The 19,558-nt window shown below is 44.0% G+C and carries 14 protein-coding genes; 7 read left to right on the top strand and 7 right to left on the bottom strand.

Annotated features, from left to right (window positions below; translation table 11 throughout):
- Nucleotides 1–105: 105 nt before the first annotated feature.
- The 4 genes from galE to ITG10_RS22815 form a co-directional block, all read right to left on the bottom strand.
- Nucleotides 106–1,119, bottom strand: a complete 1,014-nt coding sequence (gene galE, locus ITG10_RS22800; RefSeq protein WP_017632627.1) for a UDP-glucose 4-epimerase GalE — start codon at nucleotides 1,117–1,119, stop codon at nucleotides 106–108.
- Nucleotides 1,120–1,200: 81 nt separating this feature from the next.
- Nucleotides 1,201–3,177 (bottom strand): diguanylate cyclase, encoded by a 1,977-nt coding sequence (locus ITG10_RS22805; RefSeq protein ID WP_017632626.1) that lies wholly within the window; start codon nucleotides 3,175–3,177, stop codon nucleotides 1,201–1,203.
- The gene (locus ITG10_RS22810) at nucleotides 3,177–3,665 is read right to left on the bottom strand and encodes a YfiR family protein (protein WP_348983574.1); all 489 of its coding nucleotides are present in this window, start codon (nucleotides 3,663–3,665) and stop codon (nucleotides 3,177–3,179) included. The genes ITG10_RS22805 and ITG10_RS22810 overlap by 1 nt, the downstream gene beginning before the upstream one ends.
- Before the next feature lie 28 nt (nucleotides 3,666–3,693).
- Nucleotides 3,694–5,757, bottom strand: a complete 2,064-nt coding sequence (locus ITG10_RS22815; protein ID WP_026084424.1) for a TonB-dependent receptor — start codon at nucleotides 5,755–5,757, stop codon at nucleotides 3,694–3,696.
- 168 nt (nucleotides 5,758–5,925) lie between these two features.
- Between ITG10_RS22815 and ITG10_RS22820 the strand changes: the two genes are divergently transcribed.
- The 3 genes from ITG10_RS22820 (at nucleotide 5,926) to ITG10_RS22830 (ending at nucleotide 8,483) form a co-directional block, all read left to right on the top strand.
- Nucleotides 5,926–6,669, top strand: a complete 744-nt coding sequence (locus tag ITG10_RS22820) for a 5-oxoprolinase subunit PxpA (protein ID WP_026084423.1) — start codon at nucleotides 5,926–5,928, stop codon at nucleotides 6,667–6,669.
- Between the two features lie 109 nt (nucleotides 6,670–6,778).
- Nucleotides 6,779–7,540 carry an allophanate hydrolase subunit 1 gene (locus ITG10_RS22825; protein WP_026084422.1) on the top strand — a complete coding sequence of 254 codons (762 nt, stop codon included), beginning with the start codon at nucleotides 6,779–6,781 and terminating at the stop codon, nucleotides 7,538–7,540.
- Nucleotides 7,533–8,483: a biotin-dependent carboxyltransferase family protein gene (locus ITG10_RS22830; RefSeq protein ID WP_017632622.1), complete on the top strand. Its 951-nt coding sequence runs from the start codon at nucleotides 7,533–7,535 to the stop codon at nucleotides 8,481–8,483. Before ITG10_RS22825 ends, ITG10_RS22830 begins: the two co-directional genes overlap by 8 nt.
- Before the next feature lie 145 nt (nucleotides 8,484–8,628).
- Here ITG10_RS22830 and ITG10_RS22835 read toward each other — a convergent pair whose 3' ends face one another.
- The 3 genes from ITG10_RS22835 to ITG10_RS22845 form a co-directional block, all read right to left on the bottom strand.
- Complete coding sequence (locus ITG10_RS22835) at nucleotides 8,629–10,083, bottom strand: FAD-dependent oxidoreductase (RefSeq protein ID WP_017632621.1); 1,455 nt, start codon at nucleotides 10,081–10,083, stop codon at nucleotides 8,629–8,631.
- 533 nt (nucleotides 10,084–10,616) lie between these two features.
- The gene (locus tag ITG10_RS22840; RefSeq protein WP_017632620.1) at nucleotides 10,617–13,055 is read right to left on the bottom strand and encodes an ABC transporter permease; all 2,439 of its coding nucleotides are present in this window, start codon (nucleotides 13,053–13,055) and stop codon (nucleotides 10,617–10,619) included.
- 1 nt (nucleotide 13,056) lies between these two features.
- Complete coding sequence (locus tag ITG10_RS22845) at nucleotides 13,057–13,731, bottom strand: ABC transporter ATP-binding protein (protein ID WP_017632619.1); 675 nt, start codon at nucleotides 13,729–13,731, stop codon at nucleotides 13,057–13,059.
- On the opposite strand from ITG10_RS22845, the gene ITG10_RS22850 reads away from it, so the two are divergent.
- The 4 genes from ITG10_RS22850 (at nucleotide 13,730) to ITG10_RS22865 (ending at nucleotide 19,497) form a co-directional block, all read left to right on the top strand.
- Complete coding sequence (locus ITG10_RS22850) at nucleotides 13,730–14,353, top strand: arylesterase (protein WP_017632618.1); 624 nt, start codon at nucleotides 13,730–13,732, stop codon at nucleotides 14,351–14,353. The genes ITG10_RS22845 and ITG10_RS22850 overlap by 2 nt on opposite strands.
- An 81-nt stretch (nucleotides 14,354–14,434) precedes the next feature.
- Nucleotides 14,435–15,634, top strand: a complete 1,200-nt coding sequence (fabV, locus tag ITG10_RS22855; protein ID WP_017632617.1) for an enoyl-ACP reductase FabV — start codon at nucleotides 14,435–14,437, stop codon at nucleotides 15,632–15,634.
- A 179-nt stretch (nucleotides 15,635–15,813) separates the two neighbouring features.
- Complete coding sequence (locus ITG10_RS22860; RefSeq protein ID WP_248386924.1) at nucleotides 15,814–17,721, top strand: GGDEF and EAL domain-containing protein; 1,908 nt, start codon at nucleotides 15,814–15,816, stop codon at nucleotides 17,719–17,721.
- 120 nt (nucleotides 17,722–17,841) lie between these two features.
- A complete protein-coding gene (locus ITG10_RS22865; protein WP_017632615.1) occupies nucleotides 17,842–19,497 on the top strand; it encodes an ABC-ATPase domain-containing protein in 1,656 nt (551 codons plus the stop codon).
- Nucleotides 19,498–19,558: the final 61 nt, after the last annotated feature.

Raw genomic sequence — 19,558 nt, forward strand, 5'->3', positions numbered from 1 at the left:
CAGAATGATACTTTTTAACCACTAATTTACTTTTTATTCGATTTAGATCAAAAAAGATGCCCTAAAGCATCTTTTTATAAGTTAACCATTCATGAAACAACTAGATTAACTAGGAAAACCATCAGGGTTAGTTGACTGCCAGAGCCATGTATCTTCGGTCATTTCTGTCAGTGTACGTGTCGCGTTCCACCCAAGCTCCTTCTGAGCTTTAGCCGGATCTGCCCAGCACTCTGCGATATCGCCAGGACGACGCTCAACAAGTTTATATGGTATTTCCTTGCCACTCGCTTGTTCAAACGCCTTAACCATGTCTAAAACGCTTGAACCATTGCCCGTACCAAGGTTGTAGATATGAAGACCGTCTTTACGCCCTACTTTCTCAAGTGCCGCAATGTGTCCATCAGAAAGATCCATTACGTGGATGTAATCACGAACGCCAGTGCCATCTTTAGTTGGATAATCGCTACCAAATACCGATAAGAATTCACGGCGGCCTACGGCTACTTGAGAAACAAACGGCATTAGGTTGTTTGGAATGCCTTGTGGATCTTCACCTAGCTCACCACTTGGATGTGAACCAACAGGGTTAAAGTAGCGAAGTAGCGTGATGCTCCAGTCTGGATTCGCTGTTTGGAAGTCAGTAAGACACTCTTCAACCATTAACTTACTGCGCCCGTATGGGTTAGTCGCGCTTGTTGGGAAGTCTTCTGTAATAGGAACACTAGCAGGATCGCCATATACCGTTGCTGATGAACTGAATACCAGTGTTTTTACACCAGATTCGCGCATCGCACCAACAAGAACCAAAGTGCCGTTCACATTGTTGTCGTAGTATTCAAGAGGCTTCTCAACCGATTCTCCTACGGCCTTTAGGCCCGCAAAGTGGATAACCGCTTCAATATTGTGTTGCTTCATTGTTTCAGCTAAGAGTGCCTTATCGCGAATATCGCCTTCAATGAAATTAGGGCGAACACCAGATACTTTCTCGATACGATCAAGAACGCTTGGCTTACTGTTGTACAAGTTATCGAAAAGAACAGGTGTCATGCCTGCGTTAATCATCTGGATACTTGTATGGCTGCCAATGTAGCCCATGCCACCTGTAACTAAAACATTCATGTTTAGTAGACCTTTAATTAAAAATACTCAACCTATCACTTATGATACAACAACTTAGGTGCTGGTCACAAACCTCTGGAGCTATTCGCTCTCATCAGAGAACACAAACTGACCTTTCCCTTTATGTTTAGCTTGATACATCGCCTCATCGGCAAGTTTCAATATCCCATCAAGGTCTCGTTCTGCCCCGTCGACTAAATGAATGCCTAGGCTTGCTCCAACATGCAGTGAGCGCTGTTTATAAGTCACTTCTTGCTCGATAAGCCCCAACAAACGTTCAGCTAACTTAGCTAACAAGGTCTTGTTTGTCTGTTTAATAATAAGAACAAATTCATCGCCCGACAAACGAGCCACTAAATCACCGGCTCGCACTTGGGATAAGAGGCGGCTAGAGACTTCTTTGAGTATTTCATCACCTGCATCATGACCATAGGTGTCATTGACGTGCTTGAAACCGTCTAGATCTAAGTAGATCACAGCGAAGTGTTGATTTGAATAATGGCTAGACGTAACAACATCATCTAAAAACTTGTACAGTTGTGCCCTATTGGCTAAGCCAGTCAATGCATCGTGATGAGCCAAATGTTCGAGCCTTTCCATCTCTTTGACATTAGATAAGTCTGATAACGTTAGTACCATATCAAACTCGCCTTTTTTGCTGTCAGATAGAACTCGGTTCACTTTGACGAACATCGGAACCACGGTGCCGGATACATTCTTCTCCCACACCTCTCCTTGCCATTGACCATAATTTTCCAATGAGCTTCGAATTGTTGGCATTAATGATGAAAACTGCTGCCAAGAGAAGACTTCAAAAGGTGTTTTGCCCACCAGCAGATCTGCGTGATAGCCAAGTAGCTGTGTGATTGCTGGGTTAACCATGGTGATCACGTTTGACGAGTTCAGCACGATCAATCCATCTTTACTGTTCTCAAAAACACCGGCTGCAATACGTTGACGGCTCATGGCGGTTTCTATATCGGTTACGTCTTGTATAGCAAACAAGGTATTCCCGTTTTTGGATAGCGATCGGCTGCTCACCTGAAGCCACTGTTTATTTTGAAAGAGATCAGTAGCTTCGATTAACTCATCGTTTAGCTCAATATTAGAATCGATGATTCCTTGTAAGAAGCCGGCCTGCTTGGTTTGAACTAACTCTTGAATGGTTAGGTTTTCAAGAAACGCCTCCGTGCATTTGAATATGTCACGTGTGGTCATGTTGGCATGGACAATCACGCCCTTATTATCGACAACGAGGAGTGAGTGCTGAACAGTCTCGATTACTTCATTCGCAAAAGCTTTCTCTTCTTGTAGCTTATCAAGCGTTAAATTGATTTGGCTGTCGCGATGCTTTAAACGCTCTAGCATGGTGTTGAAAGCACGAACCAATTCGCCTATCTCGTCATTGTAAGACGTAATCAGTCTAGGTTGCTCAGCGCGACGTTCTACAAACGCCTGCATTGCTTCGTTAAGTTCGAACATTGGATCAATGATAAAACGTTGAATGAGCTTAACTAACACGCCTCCGAGCACAACCAAAAGCACAAGGTAAATCCCTGCGACTTTAAAGATATTGGTGAAGATCTTGGCAAAGGTCTGTTTAGAAATGGTCACACGTAGATTTGCAATGTTTTCATTATCGAGAATCACGGGCACCAACAGATAGATATAGTTCTCTGAAATCGCAAATTGTTGGGAGCCAATATCTTTGCGCTCCTCGGCAGTTGGCCTTGGAAGTTCGATATCGCTGACTTGATAGCTAGCGAATAGCTCGCCTTGCTTATCAAACAATTTGACTCGAACAATGTCTCCATCAGCTACGAATGCCGATAGAATCTCGTTAGCCGATGTTTTATCTTCAAATAAGATGGCTGCTTGCAAGTTATAAGCAACGCCCTGCGCCAAGACTTTCACTCGTTGTATTAGGTTATCTTTCTCTCGCTCAAAAGTGACAGTGTAATTTATTGATTGAATCGTAATAAACGCAACCGAAATAAACAAAATTATCGGTAGAATAAGCTTGTTCTTAATGGAGATGTTATTGAAGAAAGACAACATTACTTACCCTCCACAATTGAGATGCGTAGAAGGTTTGATCCGATAATGTAGTTGCCTCTTTTAGCGTTGGTTAAGTTGATCTTTGGCTTGATTTTATTGTTGATTCGAGTGAGCTCTATGACTCCCCCGAGCTCAGTGAAATTTAATGTGTCGCTAATGGTAACCATATTGGGCGATACGTCATTACTATTGAGTTCAGTCTCAATCGAACCGCGTTCGACATCAGATAGATAAGTAATATTACATTCAGGAGAAATAGTTTGCTGAACGTGAATCGGCAATGAGCGAATCGACTTACCATTCGTAATCGAGATTAAAGTATCGGTGACTTTCTGATTCCCCATCACGCAGAACTGAACAGAGTCCATCGAACTTTCATTGTGCCATTGAATAAAATTGGCAATTCTAAACAGGTAAACCGCTTTCACTTCATAAGGTTTAAAGCCCTCGGCGCTAACAATCGGTGAGAACGTTATTGCAAAAGCCATGGAATAGATAAGTCGGTTAACTAACCGTCTAAAATTCATGGGATACCCTCACATAGACAGACTCTTGATTGACGCTTTTATCGGAAGTCATTTCAGCCTGATAGCCATTATCTTTACCAATGTTCTCGACGACTAATTCAATTAATGGAGCTGCTTGTGATTTCTTCCAAGCCAATCGAGCATCAAAGCTCACCTCATGAGGGTAAGATTTCCATTCATATTGCGTTCCATCTTCAGCGACCCAGTAATCAGGGTAATTCACATTGATGTATTGTCCAATCACATCAAATTGCCAACTGTCAGTAATGTTCCACATAAACTGCGCCGTCGCTAAGTGCTCATTATCGATGTCATAGTACACGCTATTCTGTGGGGTGGACTTAGGGTCGTTTCCTTTGCTTTCGCCCTCTAACGTCGAGTAGGCGTAACTAAAATAGCTGGTAACGTCTTTCGTCAGTTTGTAAGTCGCACCGAGTTCTAAACCATAGGTTTGAGCTTGGTAATCATCAGACAATGCACCGGCATAAACGTGATTAGCCGGAATGTCAGTAGGATCGTAACTATGGAAACGAAGGTTATCGTGTTCACTTAAATAGACCGTTGCATCTAGCTCAAAATCTGAATCGTTGGTGTAGCGATAACCCATTTCAAAAGTAACAACATTTTCGTTATCAAGATTGGAATTCGATTGATAGACATCTAAGTAGCCCGTACCAGTCTCAGGATAGTAACTATTAAAGTAATACGCTGAGTTACTGTCCATATAAGAAGGTGCAACTACCGCCTTACTGATACCTGCCCAAATAGAGTGACGACGATTGAGCTTATATAATCCGCGAATTTGAGGCGAAATTTCAGAAGAATGGTTTTGAGTGAAATGCTCTAACTTTGCGCCAATCGTGATTGAAAGTGCTTCTGTCCATTGCATTTGTGACTGAACGAACGCATTGGCGATGTAATCGTTGGCCGTTTCTATATTGTAGGCACGTCCGTAATAGCTAGGGTTATACCAATCGACATCACTTAACTGATTGGATGAGAAATCGAGGTGCATGTATCGCAGTCCACCGCCTAATGTTACCTGATGGGTCGGTGATAACTGATTGATCAAGGTCGAGTCAAAATCAACGGTGGTATAACTTCCCGGCGCGTCGGGCGCGTTATCTTCATTGTATTCGCCCCATAACGAGTATGAGAGCGTCGAGTTGTCACTGATGTTTTGAGCGTTATTAAACTGTAGGTAAAAAGAGTGGCTTTCGTTATCAAAATCATTAGCTTGGTAATCAACGAGAGTACCAGAGGTATCGTATTGAACCGAATACAACTTAGATTCGTAAAAGCTCTTTTCTCCGCCAATCCTTAAAGACCAATGTTGTTCTTCATCACTTGGCTGAAATACCATTCCAGCAGATTGTGCTTTCCACTTTTCAGATTCATTAGAGCGGTAAGAAGGTTCTTCTCGGTATTTGTAGAACGCACGCGCATTCACGTTTGTATTTAAGCTTAAACCTTGCCTCACGCTGAATTCATAGTTATCGGTATTTGACGCTAAACCAGAAATATATGTGCCTTGAGTATCACTAGCGGATTTCGTGATGATGTTGACCACACCATTGACAGCATTACCGCCCCAAATTGTGCCGCCCGGCCCTTTAAGCACCTCGATTCGTTCAATATCAGCAAGAATATAGTCGACGTCGCTCCAATAAGTGCCACCATAAACTGGGCTGAACAAGCTACGTCCATCCATCATGACGAGCATTTTATTGTACAAACCGTCGTGAAAACCTCGAGTAGACACAAACCATGACGTTTCGTTGAACTTGGTGACTTTTAGCCCCGGCACCAGCATTAAAACTTCGGCAATGCTTTTCGCGCCGCTGCGTTGGATTCTTTCATTAGAAAGTACGTACACAGATGACGGAATATCTGTCAGCTTTTGTGTAACTTTAGATGCCGTTTCCATTTCAACATCGAGCATCGACAGCTCTTCAAGGCTCATAGACATGAGCTGATCTAAGGAGTTTTCCTGAGCCATTACACAAGCTGGTGTGGTTAATGCTAATCCTAAGCAAACTGGTCGGGAAATCATGCGCTCACCTAACCTACAGATAAATAGTATTCTTTTTTGATATGCGAACTATATATGAAGTGCCGTACTAATAAATTATCAATAACAAAACTTTGAATTGGGTCACTGTTTAATTCTGTCATTTATACGAACGTCTTTAGATACCACAACGTAAAGGGTTAGCACCAAGTGACAACGAAGATTTTGCTTAATTGCGACATGGGAGAAAGTTTCGGCAACTGGAAGATGGGAGATGATGAATCTGTCATGGAATGGGTCGATATGGCTAACATCGCTTGTGGTTTTCATGCGTCCGATCCTCATGTTATGTCCAAGACCATAAAGCTTGCGCAGCACTACAATACGCAAATTGGAGCTCACCCGGGTTATCAAGATCTTATTGGGTTTGGACGTCGCTCAATCCCCCACACCATGGATGAGATCAGCGAGTTAGTGTGTTATCAGATTGGTGCACTACAAGCCCTTTGTCGTTATCACCATACTACGGTTGGATATGTTAAGCCTCATGGTGCTCTCTACAACGATATGATGGCGAACACAGATGTGTTTAATGCCGTTGCTCAAGCCGTGGCTGAGTTCAATATTCCATTGATGATCCTGTCATCGTCTGACAATCAACAGTATCTGGATATTGCTGATGATCATGATTTACCGCTTTTGTTTGAAGCTTTTGCCGACAGAGCCTATTTAAATAATGGTCATCTCGCACCTCGAACACAAAAAGGCTCGGTGTACGTCAATCAAGACGATATCTATAACCAAGTCATGCAAATCATTAACTATGGCTCTGTCACAACCATTGAGGGCGAACGGTTACCTATTGAAGCTGATACCATCTGTGTTCACGGAGATAACCCCCAATCCATCGCATTAATTAGAAAAATTCGACAAGACCTCAACGCTTTTAATTAATATCAGCACTTTCAATTTATATCAGTGCGACTCTGTTCGTTGGCTAAGAACACTTTGCAAGCTGATACTGCGCTCAACATGGAAGTTGAAATAAATGTATGGAAAGGAAATGACGAAAAATCAGATTGAATTCAATATAGAGCCTGTCGCTGAATGCAGTGTTCTCGTTACGTTAATGCCTTCAAAGCCTCACTCTAGTGCTATCGATGCGCAGTATATGGCGCATTTTTCCCATGCTATTCGCCAAGACCTCGCGTCAGTCTTAATGAATGTGACACCGGCTTACCACACTATACTGGTTGACTACCTACCTTATAGAATTTCAGAGCAGCAGTTTATTACACAGCTAAACTCGTTGTTAACTCAGGCCTTGTCTTCATTTTTAAATACCACCGATACGACGAACATTATTGAACTTCCCGCCTATTATTCACCTGAAACGGCGCTTGATTTAGATAGATATCAAGAGAAAGGACTATCGCTGGACGATATTATCCAACATCACACCTCACAGACATACAGTGTCAGTGCGATAGGATTCATTCCCGGTTTTGCTTTTATGTCCGACGTGGTCAGTGAACTGGCTCTACCTCGTCACTCAACGCCACGTTTAAGTGTTCCTAAAGGCAGCATCGCGATTGCAGACTCGAAAACCGCGGTTTACCCATCTGATTCACCAGGTGGTTGGAACATTATTGGTAACTGCCCTATATCGCTGTTTGACCATAGCCAATTGAGTAAGGCAGATATCACACAAGGTCCATTATCCCTATTTAATGTCGGCGACAGTGTGCGTTTCAAATCGATATCAAAACACGAGTTTATGGCGCTTAGGTCTGTGGAGATTAGTGGAGTTGTCGCTCATGGGTAAGTTAAAGGCTAATCCGACCCTCACCGTAATCAAACCCGGGCCATTGAGTCTGATTCAAGACTTTGGCCGTTTTGGCGTAGCTCACCTTGGACTTACACAAGGTGGCCCTGTTGATGACTACTCTTATAGTTGGGCGAACCACTTACTTGGAAACCCAGTCAATCAAGCAGCATTAGAGATCACACTTGGGCAATGTGCATTAAAAATCGACTCAGATTGCGAGATGGCGTTGTGCGGCGGCGATTTACAAGCCTCGCTAGACGGAAAGCGATTAGATAATTGGAGTACCTTCCAAGCCTTTAAAGGACAAGTCCTCTCCTTTGGATTACCTAAGAATGGGTTGCGAGCGTATCTGGCGATTAAAGGTGGCTTCAACGTTCCCAATACTCTTAATAGCAGCTCGACTGTGACGCGAGAAAAAATTGGAGGTCTCACGCAAGATGGAGAGCCTTGCCAAAAAGGCCAAAAGATAAGTTTTACTCAACATGACCTCTCTACTCCTTTCAAGGCTCTGAGCGTCACCTTCCGATACAAACCCGATTACAACCTACCGGTTAACTTACGCGTGATTGAAGGCTATCAGAGCGAGCTATTCTCTGAGTCAGCAAAAGAGACCTTCTACAACGCTCAATACATCGTTGACCAAAACTCGAATCGAATGGGCTACCGGCTCAATGGCGATGTGGTTGAGTCTCCTGATATTTCTTTACTGTCGGAAGGCATTGCACTTGGGGCGATTCAAATCCCGCAAGACGGGCAACCTATAGTGTTGCTCAACGACAGACAAACCGTTGGTGGTTACCCAAAGATTGGCTGCGTAGCTAGAATCGATTTACCGCGCTTAGCACAAGCTAAACCTGGGCACGAAATATCGTTTAGTAAAGGCGACCGATTGGGCTTACAAGATGTGTGGTGTCAGTGGGCGCAATTTTTCGGTTATTGATGCACTGCCCTGTAGATAAATTTCACTCAGTTAAAATCACAAGCCAAGATGTATAAACTAAAAATCCAGCTTACTGTTTGCAGCAAGCTGGATTCTGTTTTTATGAAGTAATAATTATTTAAATGCTAAGTACGTTAGCGTAGTTTTAACCGTGCTCTTGGCCAGATACTTTAGCAAGCGCATCTGGGTAGCCGCGCTCTTGAGTCAAACCTATCGCTCTGTTTTCAATATCATTCAATTTAAGTGACATTGTCACTGAGTGAGTATCTTCAATAGAAACCGCTTCAGTAATATCAAACCATTGTTCAGCCACTTTTTGTGCTGCTTCTAGCGTTGAAGACGCTTTAACTACTTCAAGTCGAGCATAACGTTCACCACAGAAAGACACGTCAGAAGCCCTTAAACTAGGGTCAGTACCAGGGATTTGCTGCGCCCCAAACAGAGGCTTACCACCGACTTGTGCAGAGCGAAAACTTGGGATGAACTGAGACATGTGCGTAATTGCTGCGCGAGTTCTTAGCTCCAGTTGTTCTTCGCTCCAACCTGATACGATCTTCTTAAGAAGCTTTGATGGCAGTTGAGGTTGTGATGAATCCGTTGACGATGAAACAAGCCCGCCCTCAAATAGCGTTATCCCTTCTGTCATGCCATGAAGTTGGAATATACCATCTGCATACGGTGTTAGTTGAGCCATGCCTTGTGGTGTGCCTCTAGGGCCATGAAAGATAACCTCTGGCCACTCTTCCTTACAATCTTGCGAGAATGGCCACTCTGTCACGTACGCGGCTTTAAATTCGACTAATCGCTGCTGCTTAGAACCAACAAAGTCATCAACAATGCCGGTTTCGAAACCGCTCGCATTAATCAGATAATCAGTTGTTAGGTTGCAGCTTTGGTTTTCCTTATCGGTATAAGTCAAAGACCAGCCTTCACCTGTCGATTCAACAGACTGTAAACGGCTGTTGGTTAACACGGTGCAATTAGATTGCTGACCTAGAGACAGTTGAGCCGTGGCAGAGAGTCGGAATACGCTCCAACCATACTCTTGAACCATCGCAACTGGGTATTTCAGCGTGTCTAAATCTGTGTGCTTAGCAAAAGGAATACACCAATCATCGAGCGACATTGGTTTTAGTGGCTGAGTTCGTTTCGCTATCTCTAACAAGTCTTCTTTGCTGTAGAGCTTGTAGTACTCTTCTGGGTCACCAAGCACTTGGTTGCTTTTATCTTGTTTAACAAGTTCAGCATAAGCGCTTTTGATTATCTTAAGACGAGGAAGTAGATCCATCGGCTCACCGCCATCACTATGTGGAACAGCGATGATTGTCGGGCGAATATTAATGGTATGAGGGAACAAGCGGACGGTATCAATTGACTGTGTGAGCAATTGAAGACACTGCTCTACAGAAATATCTCGATACAAATTGCCGCCAGCGTGCAGGTGGCAAATTGGTGGACCATTAACCAAACTCGGCCCTTTTTCCAAGATTGTGACCTTAAAACCCAACTCACTAAAGTGAATCGCGCTTGTGGTTCCGGCAATACCACCACCAACAATGGCAATAGAAGGTTGATTTGTATCCGTTTTGTTGTGGTTCATCGTGTTCTGTAGAATAAGATTAACTAACGCTATTCTACTTTTGTTCGGCGACGAATTAAAACACATTTTTATCAAGGTCTTAGCTTGGTGCTAATTAATATCTATGTAAAAAACATAAATAATCTCTTGACTCAATAACTCGATATGAAGTTTTAAAGGTTATTCTAACAGTCAAATTTGTCCTAAGTGACGCCACATAAAGGCTGTCTCAATACTCTTAAAACACAGATGTTAACTTATCCCTAAAGTTATCCACCGTTTTTGTGGATAACTGTTGATAACGTTCTTGCTAAGTTGCGCAAACCCTTTGTTTACAGGGACTAACCGCTGTTCATTAAATCGGCATTATTGAACAATGAGTTTTAAATTATGCTGAAAACCGATGAAATTAGGGTGTGATATCTCTTACTTATGCTATCAGTTGGTCAAATAAAAAACGGCCTATCGCTTGGTTTTACAAATAGCTTGCTACTACCCATAAAATATTCGCGACTAGGCCGTTTTACTCAATGATTTGACGTTCTAGTGGCTAGTTAACCGAAGTCCTTGTTTACTGGCGCCAATAAGCGCTTGATCAAGCTATTTACGACGGCAGCTAATGTCATAAACGTGAGTACTGGTAAAGTAATCCAAAGCATCGGGTGAAGTGATGGTTCTAGCTCAAAACCAAAGTTCATCACTCCTGCAACACTGAGCTCAGAACCGAGCGCTGCAATCGAACCTGCTACCAGTGCCATCAACCCATATTCACACCAAATGGTATTGAGGATACGTTTCTTGCTCGCCCCTAAGGTTCGATATAAGCGAATCTCTTGTTGCCTTTGAGATAAGCTAAGACGTAACAGAGTAAAGATAAGCAATAACCCAGCAACAACACCAAGCGCTGCGAGCACTGTGATTGACCAAACAATTTGCTTAAGCAGTTCTTGGATCTTGCTGCCCATCACACGGATATCCATCAAACTCACGGTTGGGTGATTTCGAGAGAGCTCGTTGAGCATTTGATCGTGTTTGTCTTCGAGTCTGAAGCTCACCAACCAAGTTGATGGAATCGAACTCAATACATCTGGAGTAAAGATGAAGTAGAAGTTTGGCTTCATTTCGCGCCACTCTACCTTTCGGATGCTATTAACCTTGGCTGACACATTTTGGCTGTTAATAGTGAATGAAAGCTCATCACCAATTTTCAAACCAAGTTGTTCAGCGACATCCGATTCAACAGACACGCCCTGCTCTTGCGTCCAACTGCCTTCAAGCACTTCATTGTACTCAGGTAACTGATCACCCCACGTGAAGTTGATTTCTCGGCTCAATGCGTCAGTTTGTTCAGATGTATCACTGTATTCGGCTGCTTCTACACCGTTAATGGTCGTCAGTCTTCCGCGGATGATTGGGAAGGCTTGAGTGCGCTTCACTTCATTTGAGTCGATGGTCGCTAAGTAACTGTCTTTCTCGTAGCTCGCAATGTTAAGCGCAAACGCATTCGGTGCATTTTCAGGCAAGGTTTGTTGCCAATCGGATAGCAGATCACTTCTCACCAACCAGATAATCGACAACAACATCAACGAAAGCGCCAACGAGCCAAACTGAATACCTGTTGCTAGCGGAGTACGATTGATTCGGCTTAACGCCAAGCGCATTGATGTCGACGTCGGCAGCTTACCGAACAACCGCAGAACAATCGTGCTCACAACAGCTAACACCAAGAACAGACACGCAATACCGGCTAGAACAATCCATACCAATAGGTTATCACCGTACATCAGCATCATCGGGATAATAGGCACTAGTAACAACGCGAATTTTTTGTAGCTTTCGTGGGATTGATGGCTTGATTGAATCACGCTGATGGCTGATGTATTAACTAAGCCAATCAGTGGGATCCCTAGAGCAGGTACACCAATCAGAATGCTCGATAAAATCGCCAAGATAGCTGGCTCAATACCATAGCTTGGAAGTGGCGAAGGCAACAAGTCACCCAGTGGGATTCGCAGCAAAAATTCTAGGCCGATACCAATAGCGATACCTAGTACAGCGCCAATAACGACTAATAAAGACACCTGAACCGACAGCCACTTGATGATCCACTGTTTGCTTGCGCCCAAACTTTTCAGCATGGCGATGGTTTTACGACGGCTTGCCACATAGTGTTGGCACGTGAGTACCAGAGTCGTCGCCGCCATGATCACAACGATAGCAACAGTTAACGATAAGTATTGAGTCGTGCTTTCAAACATATCATTAGTACGACTTGCTGAATCTTGTGTGCGCCAGCGATCACTTGGTGTTAGTTCGATACTGTCCTGTGCCGCTTTGAGCTTTGTATCATCACCGTTCAAGAACAGTCTGAAGCTCACACGGCTTCCCGGCTGAATAGCACCCGTCGCGTCAATATCACTTTTGTGTATCAACACAGCAGGCATTTGCTGGAATGGATTAAAGCTCAAACCTGGCTCTTGAGTGATGCGCCCTGTTATCGTTAAATCGGCATCGCCAATAGTGACATTGTCACCTACTTCAACTTCAAGCTGCGCAAATATACGTTCATCGAGCCAAAGCTCTCCCGGTTCAACATGATTACTCGACGCATTATTAGCGCCTTCTAGAATCATTTCACCGCGCAGTGGATAGTTACTTTCGACCGCTTTCACCGTCACCAACTGCATGGAATTATCACTGAATGCCATGGTGGAGAAACGGGTCAACTCGGAACTTTCTAACTGCTCAACTTGAGTAAGGTCGAGCAAAGGTTGTGGAATTGGATTTGCAGAGATAAATACACTATCAGCAGTCAGCGCATCTTTACCCTGCTTAACAATCACCTGCTCCATACGTTCGGCGAGCGCCGACAATGCGAAAACACAAGCGATGATCAAGGTTAACGCAATGGATACAGGCCAAAGCTGACCATGTCGAATTTCTTCGATGCTCCATGAAAACAGGCGTTTGTTCAGTCCGTTTGATGAATTCAATTTAGACTTCCTCTATCTGACCGACATGCATCTTAAGCGTTCGTTGGCAGCGTTGTGCAAGCTTAGGATCGTGTGTGACCAAAACTAGAGTTGTGCCGTGCGAAGAGTTCAATTCAAACAACAACTCCACAATTTTAGCCGCAGTTTGTTGGTCTAGGTTGCCTGTAGGTTCGTCAGCAAATAGGATTTTTGGCTTGATCATAAAGGCACGTGCTAGAGCGACCCTTTGTTGTTCGCCACCTGAAAGCTGAGACGGCAAGTGATCAAGCCTGTCTTTTAAGCCAACCGATTCAAGCAGAGCTGTCGCTCGTTCAATGTCTTCGTCTTCCCCCTTCAATAAACAAGGAAGTGTGACGTTTTGTAGTGCGGACAGGCTTGGGATTAACAAGAAGCTTTGAAATACGAACCCAACGGATTCGCTGCGAATTTTAGCCCTTGCTTCATCATCAAGTTGCGAAAGTGGTTGTCCTAAGAGGTTAATCTCGCCTTTGGTTGGTACGTCTAGCCCAGCTAACAGGGTCATTAGGGTCGATTTACCTGCACCAGACGTGCCTACGATCGCGACTGTTTCGCCTTCACGAATATCGATATCAACGTGCTCTAGGATTGTTAAATGTTCTTGATTAGTAGACACTGTCTTGGAAACAGCTTCTGCTTTAATGATGGATGTATGCATGACTCGACTAATTTCCTTTTTATTCTTTATTTTATTTTTAACCGCTTCTTTAGCTCAAGGCTCTGCGTCAGCTCAAGATTCAAAGTTATTGGTACTTGGCGATAGTTTGAGTGCTGGTTACAACATGGATATCAAACAGAGTTGGCCAAGTTTGTTGCCAGACGCGCTAGCAAAACATGATAAAGCGGTTACCGTGGTTAACGGGAGTATCTCTGGGGACACAACGGGCAATGGTTTAGCTCGTTTGCCTCAATTACTTGAAGAACATGCTCCAGACACCGTTCTTATTGAACTAGGAGCAAATGATGGACTTCGTGGCTTTCCACATAAGCTGATGTCTGCGAACCTAGATCAAATCATTGAGCAGATAAAAGCCGCAGGCGCAAAACCAATTATGATGCAGATTAAAATTCCGCCAAATTACGGTAAGCGTTATAACCAACAATTTGAGTACGTTTTTGCGGCTTTAGCTGATCAACAAAATGTGCCGCTTCTGCCGTTCTTTCTAGAGCATATCATCCTTAAACCTGAGTGGATGATGAACGATGGCTTGCATCCTAAACCAGAAGCTCAACCTTGGATCGCTGAATTTGTCGCCGAAGAATTATATCAGTATCTTTAGGTTTTAATGGTCTAGCTCAATAAATTTTACACAGCTTTACGTTAGCCTGAGTGCATATCACCGTGAACTGTAAGGTTATTTATGCTGATCGAACCTGTTATCAAGGGTGTGGTAGCTAAAAGCGCTCACCCTATTGGCTGTCAAGCAGCCGTAAAGCAACAAATCAAGTTTGTTAAGAGTGCGCCGCAAATCAAAGATGGCCCTAAACGAGTACTGATCATCGGCGCTTCGTCTGGCTTCGGCCTTGCCGCTCGTATCGCCCTTACCTTTGGCGGTGCAAAAGCTGATACCATCGGCGTCTCATTCGAACGCGTTCCCAACGAAAAATCCCTCGGTAGTGCCGGTTGGTACAACAACATCTATTTCAAGAAAGAAGCCGAACGAGAGCAGCGCACTGCTATCAACATCGTTGGCGATGCATTTTCTAAAGAAACACGATCCCAAGTTGTCGAAGCCATCGAAACCTACTTCGAAGGTGAAGTCGATCTGATCATCTACAGCTTAGCCGCAGGTGTGAGACCAAAACCGGACTCCGATGAACTTTGGCGCTCAGCTATTAAACCGATTGGCGAAAGCGTTACTGGCGCGACGATTTCCCTTGAGTACGACAACTGGGTGACCAACACGCTCGACGCTGCAACAGAAGAAGAAGCTGAAAGCACACTCAAAGTGATGGGGGGTGAAGATTGGGAAAACTGGATAGACGAACTGATCAACGCGGAGTCAATTGCTCCGGGTTGTAAGACGATCGCGTTCTCCTACGTTGGCCCTGAAGTAACGCACCCTATCTACTTAGACGGTACTTTAGGTCGCGCTAAGATTGACCTTCATCAAACCAGTCATGCATTAAACCTTGAACTCGCTAACTTCGACGGCAATGCTTACGCGACCGTATGTAAGGCGTTGGTAACCAAAGCAAGTGTGTTCATCCCAGGGTTAAGCCCTTACCTGCTTGCTTTGTACAAAGTGATGAAAGAGAAAGAAACCCACGAAGGCTGTATTGAACAGATGCAGCGCTTGTTCAGCAGCAAACTGTATGGACAAACCAAAGTGCCGCTTGATGGTGAACGTCTGATTCGTATGGACGATTGGGAATTAGATCCTGAAACCCAAGCACATGTGACCGAACTGCTAGAGAAGATGGACGAAAACAACTTCCAAACTTTAGGTGATTACCAAGGGTTCAAAGATGAGTTCTTACAGCTAAACGGGTTCGCGCAGCCATCAGTAGATTACAGTAAGAAACTGAATAGCGAAGACTTTATAAAATTAAAGCCCTAATCGAAATTTATCTCATTACTGAGACCCGTATTCACATTTGAAAACCTCTGCAAAATTGCCGAGGTTTTTTTGTGCAACATTTCTTATACTTACTTAACGTAAGATTCACAGTTTTCATTGGTTCATCATAATTAACACAGGATGTGTTGATGCATTTAGCATAATTGACTCGGAGTCATATGAAGAAAATAAAAACTCTCGATTTAGATATCCCAGACGATATGGAGCACGGTTGGCAGAATATCGTCGACCTCTTGGCTCAAATTACTCAAGTACCCGCAGCATTGATCATGCGTGTTCATGCCAATTACATTGAAGTCTTCTCAACTAGCCGCAGTGAGAACAACCCATACAACAAAGGTGATTCTGAAATGCTGGGGAATGGGCTTTACTGCGAAACTGTGATGGAAACTCAGCGACAACTTCTTGTGCCTAACGCGCTTGCCGAACCTAAATGGGAAAACAACCCAGACGCCAAACTCGGCTTAGTCTCTTATTGTGGTATTCCATTACTTTGGCCTAACGGTGAACTTTTTGGCACCATTTGTATCTTGGACTCGAAAGAGAATCACTATACCCCTACTTATATCAAACTGTTAGAGAGCTTTCGGACTTCGATTGAATCTCAGCTGAAAACCCTATTCCAGCACGCCAAGCTTACTCAAATGAATCGCGACTTAAAAAATCGCGTTTACAATCGCACTAAAGATCTCGCGAGCCTTAATTACTCATTGAATCAAGAGATTGATAAGCGAAAAGCGGCTGAACAGAAGATTAACTTCCAAAAGAATCACGACCTCGGCACAGGCTTTTTAAACCGAACTGCCTTTGAATCTCGCTTAAATCACAAGCTGACCGCACAACGAAGGCTGACTGAAGGTTCGTTCGCCGTTATTCATATTGGATTTACCAATAGCAGGAGAATACAAGCACGTTACGGCTACAGCGCACTAGACCAAGTGCTTGTAGAGTATCGGCAACGTATCGACAGCATTACTGACATCGAGGTATTAACGGCACGCCCTACTTCTGTCGATCTTGTTCTGGCGTTCAGTGTGAAAGATCTCCACCATCGCCTCGAAGAGCTCAGTCAAACGTTAGTGCAAGTTGGACATTCCGAGTTTGATATCGAAAGCGATAAAGTTCATTTGCATGCCTATATTGGGATTGCGATTACGGACAGTCAAGATGATGCAGAAAGCATTCTTCAAAAATCATCAGAAGCGATGCTCGCCTGTAAAGATTCTGGACAAAAATACGCTTACTACTCTCAGTCTCATACAGAAGAACAAAGCCACATCAACAAGATTGAAGGCTATTTGCTACAAGCCGTTCGCAATGATGACTTGATGCTCTACTTCCAACCTAAAGTAAGCCCAGTGACTCATCGCTGGGTTGGCGCAGAAGCACTGCTCCGCTGGAGACATCCCGTGTTAGGCGATATCTCCAATGAAACCCTGATACATATGGCCGAACAAAATGGCTTGATTTTCGAAGTGGGTAGCTTTGTTCTACGCAATGCGATTGAAAAAGCCAAAGAGTGGTCTGAATACGTTGAAGACTTCAAAATGGCGGTGAACGTTTCTGCTGTGCAACTCAAAAACGCACATTTTGCAGAGCAAGTGATTCACCTATTAGAAACCTATCACCTCGATCCCCGCTTCTTAGAGCTTGAAGTCACCGAAAGCGGCTTAATCGCAGACGAAGTTGTCGCCAAGAACACGTTGGAATCTTTGCATGATATAGGCGTTACATTGTCACTCGATGACTTCGGTACAGGCTACGCCTCTTTCAGTTACCTGAAGAAATTCCCATTCGACACGATTAAGATTGATAAGAGTTTTATTGATCAAATGCTCAACTCAGACGGAGACTCGGAAATTGTTCGTTCGATTGTCCAAATCGCGAAAAAACTCGACCTCAACGTCACGATTGAAGGCATAGAATCAGAAGCTCAGGAGAAGTTTATTATCGATGAAGGCTGCGATGTTGGCCAAGGTTACCTCTATGGTAGACCAATGCCGAGCCAAGAATTCGAACACAGCTTAATCAATCAAAACTATTTGGGGACAACTCGTTACGCTTAAAGCGAAAAAGAGCAGTTAGTTTTGGATTTAGGCCTACTTTCTCTTTACTCTAAAGGTGGTGATTTTTATAATCGCCGCCTTTCTGTTTTTATCTTTCCCCTTATATAGGCATTCCTCGTTATGGATCAGTTGACTGCAAAGCTTAAAAAGCTCGAAAAACAAAACTACCGTGCATATCAACAAATTAAAGGTCAATACGACTTTGCTGATTTTGAATTACACATCGACCACATCCAAGGTGACCCGTACGCGTCAGCTTCTCGTTTTCGCGCAACACGCGCGTGGTCGTTAACTGGGTTAGATTGGCTGAAAGAAAAGTCTTACGAATACCAAGTTGCTGCACGTGACTTTATTGCGCGCAGCTTTTCTGAATTCGCTAAGCAAGAATCGACGGTTTCAATCGCTCTTACTGGCCAAACGGTTTTAGACAGCACATCGGTTGTGTTCACTGAACACGGTATCGAACTTCGCTTCCGTATCAACCTACCAGCTGATGGCCGTAGCATCCTTGCTAAGAAAGCAATTAACATCATCACTTTCTATTTACCGAAGTTTATTCGTCGTGCAACGCTTGAACGCGAACTGGACATTGACGCGATGATCAAACATTGTGAAACGATTGAAGACCAAGAAGCGCTTCGTGCTCAATTAGACGAGCACAACCTAGCTTCATTCGTTGCTAACGGTAGTGTGCTACCGCGTATCGCGGGTAACTGTGATCTTCCAATGAAAGATGCCGTTCCTTTTGCAGCGCCAGAATCATTGAGCGTAACACTAAACACACCAAACCAAGGTGATGTGACTGGCCTAGGTATTCCTAAAGGCATCACGCTGATCGTTGGTGGTGGTTTCCACGGTAAATCGACACTATTGAACGCTGTTGAACGCTCTATCTACAACCATATCCCTGGTGATGGTCGTGAAGGTATTGTGACTGCGATTGATACGATGAAAATTCGTGCGGAAGATGGTCGATGTGTGCACAGCTTGAACCTATCAAACTACATCAACCATTTACCAATGAAGAAAGATACGTCTGACTTCAGCACTCAAGATGCTTCGGGTTCTACGTCGCAAGCAGCTTGGTTACAAGAGTCGATTGAAGCCGGTGTACAAACGCTCCTTATCGATGAAGATACGTCAGCGACTAACTTCATGATTCGTGATGAGCGCATGCAGGCGCTTGTGTCTAAAGGCGACGAGCCAATCACACCACTTGTTGACCGTATTGGCCAACTACGTGAAGAGATGGACATCTCAACCATCGTGGTAATGGGCGGTTCAGGTGACTACTTAGACGTAGCAAACACTGTGATTCAAATGCACGACTACCAAGCGGTAGACGTGACTGAAAAAGCAAAAGAAGTGATTGTTCAGCACCCTACTCAACGTTCGAATGAATGTGAAACGGCGTTAGAGATGTTTGTGCCGCGTTCATTGAACCGCGCATCGCTGATGAACATTCTTATGGATGGCAAGTTCCGTGTTAGCGCGAAAGGCAAAGAATCACTGCGCTTTGGTAAAGAGTTCGCCGACCTTTCTGCGTTAGAGCAACTTGAGTCAACATCAGAGGTCAATGCGATCGGCTGGGCTTGGTTCCAGTTTGCGCAAACTCCAGGTTGGTCAAACAACCCAGCGAAAGAGTTCAATACTATTTTAGAAAACGAATGGCATGCTAACATGCCGAAATATGGTGACCTAGCGAAACCAAGAACGTTGGATATCATGGCTGCCTTGAACCGTATGCGTAAATCTCAGTTCAAACCTTCGAACTAAGATTTAGCTAAACATCAGTAATTCCTTTCAACGGCTCTCACTTTCGAGGGCCGTTTTTTCT

The organism is Vibrio sp. ED004, assembly GCF_023206395.1.
Taxonomy (GTDB): domain Bacteria; phylum Pseudomonadota; class Gammaproteobacteria; order Enterobacterales; family Vibrionaceae; genus Vibrio.

Coding starts and splice junctions, on each gene's coding strand:
- galE (WP_017632627.1), bottom strand. CDS start 1,119: ATGAATGTTTTAGTTACAGGTGGCATGGGCTACATTGGCAGCCATACA.
- ITG10_RS22805 (WP_017632626.1), bottom strand. CDS start 3,177: ATGTTGTCTTTCTTCAATAACATCTCCATTAAGAACAAGCTTATTCTA.
- ITG10_RS22810 (WP_348983574.1), bottom strand. CDS start 3,665: ATGGCTTTTGCAATAACGTTCTCACCGATTGTTAGCGCCGAGGGCTTT.
- ITG10_RS22815 (WP_026084424.1), bottom strand. CDS start 5,757: ATGATTTCCCGACCAGTTTGCTTAGGATTAGCATTAACCACACCAGCT.
- ITG10_RS22825 (WP_026084422.1), top strand. CDS start 6,779: ATGACGAAAAATCAGATTGAATTCAATATAGAGCCTGTCGCTGAATGC.
- ITG10_RS22830 (WP_017632622.1), top strand. CDS start 7,533: ATGGGTAAGTTAAAGGCTAATCCGACCCTCACCGTAATCAAACCCGGG.
- ITG10_RS22835 (WP_017632621.1), bottom strand. CDS start 10,083: ATGAACCACAACAAAACGGATACAAATCAACCTTCTATTGCCATTGTT.
- ITG10_RS22850 (WP_017632618.1), top strand. CDS start 13,730: ATGACTCGACTAATTTCCTTTTTATTCTTTATTTTATTTTTAACCGCT.
- ITG10_RS22845 (WP_017632619.1), bottom strand. CDS start 13,731: ATGCATACATCCATCATTAAAGCAGAAGCTGTTTCCAAGACAGTGTCT.
- fabV (WP_017632617.1), top strand. CDS start 14,435: ATGCTGATCGAACCTGTTATCAAGGGTGTGGTAGCTAAAAGCGCTCAC.
- ITG10_RS22860 (WP_248386924.1), top strand. CDS start 15,814: ATGAAGAAAATAAAAACTCTCGATTTAGATATCCCAGACGATATGGAG.
- ITG10_RS22865 (WP_017632615.1), top strand. CDS start 17,842: ATGGATCAGTTGACTGCAAAGCTTAAAAAGCTCGAAAAACAAAACTAC.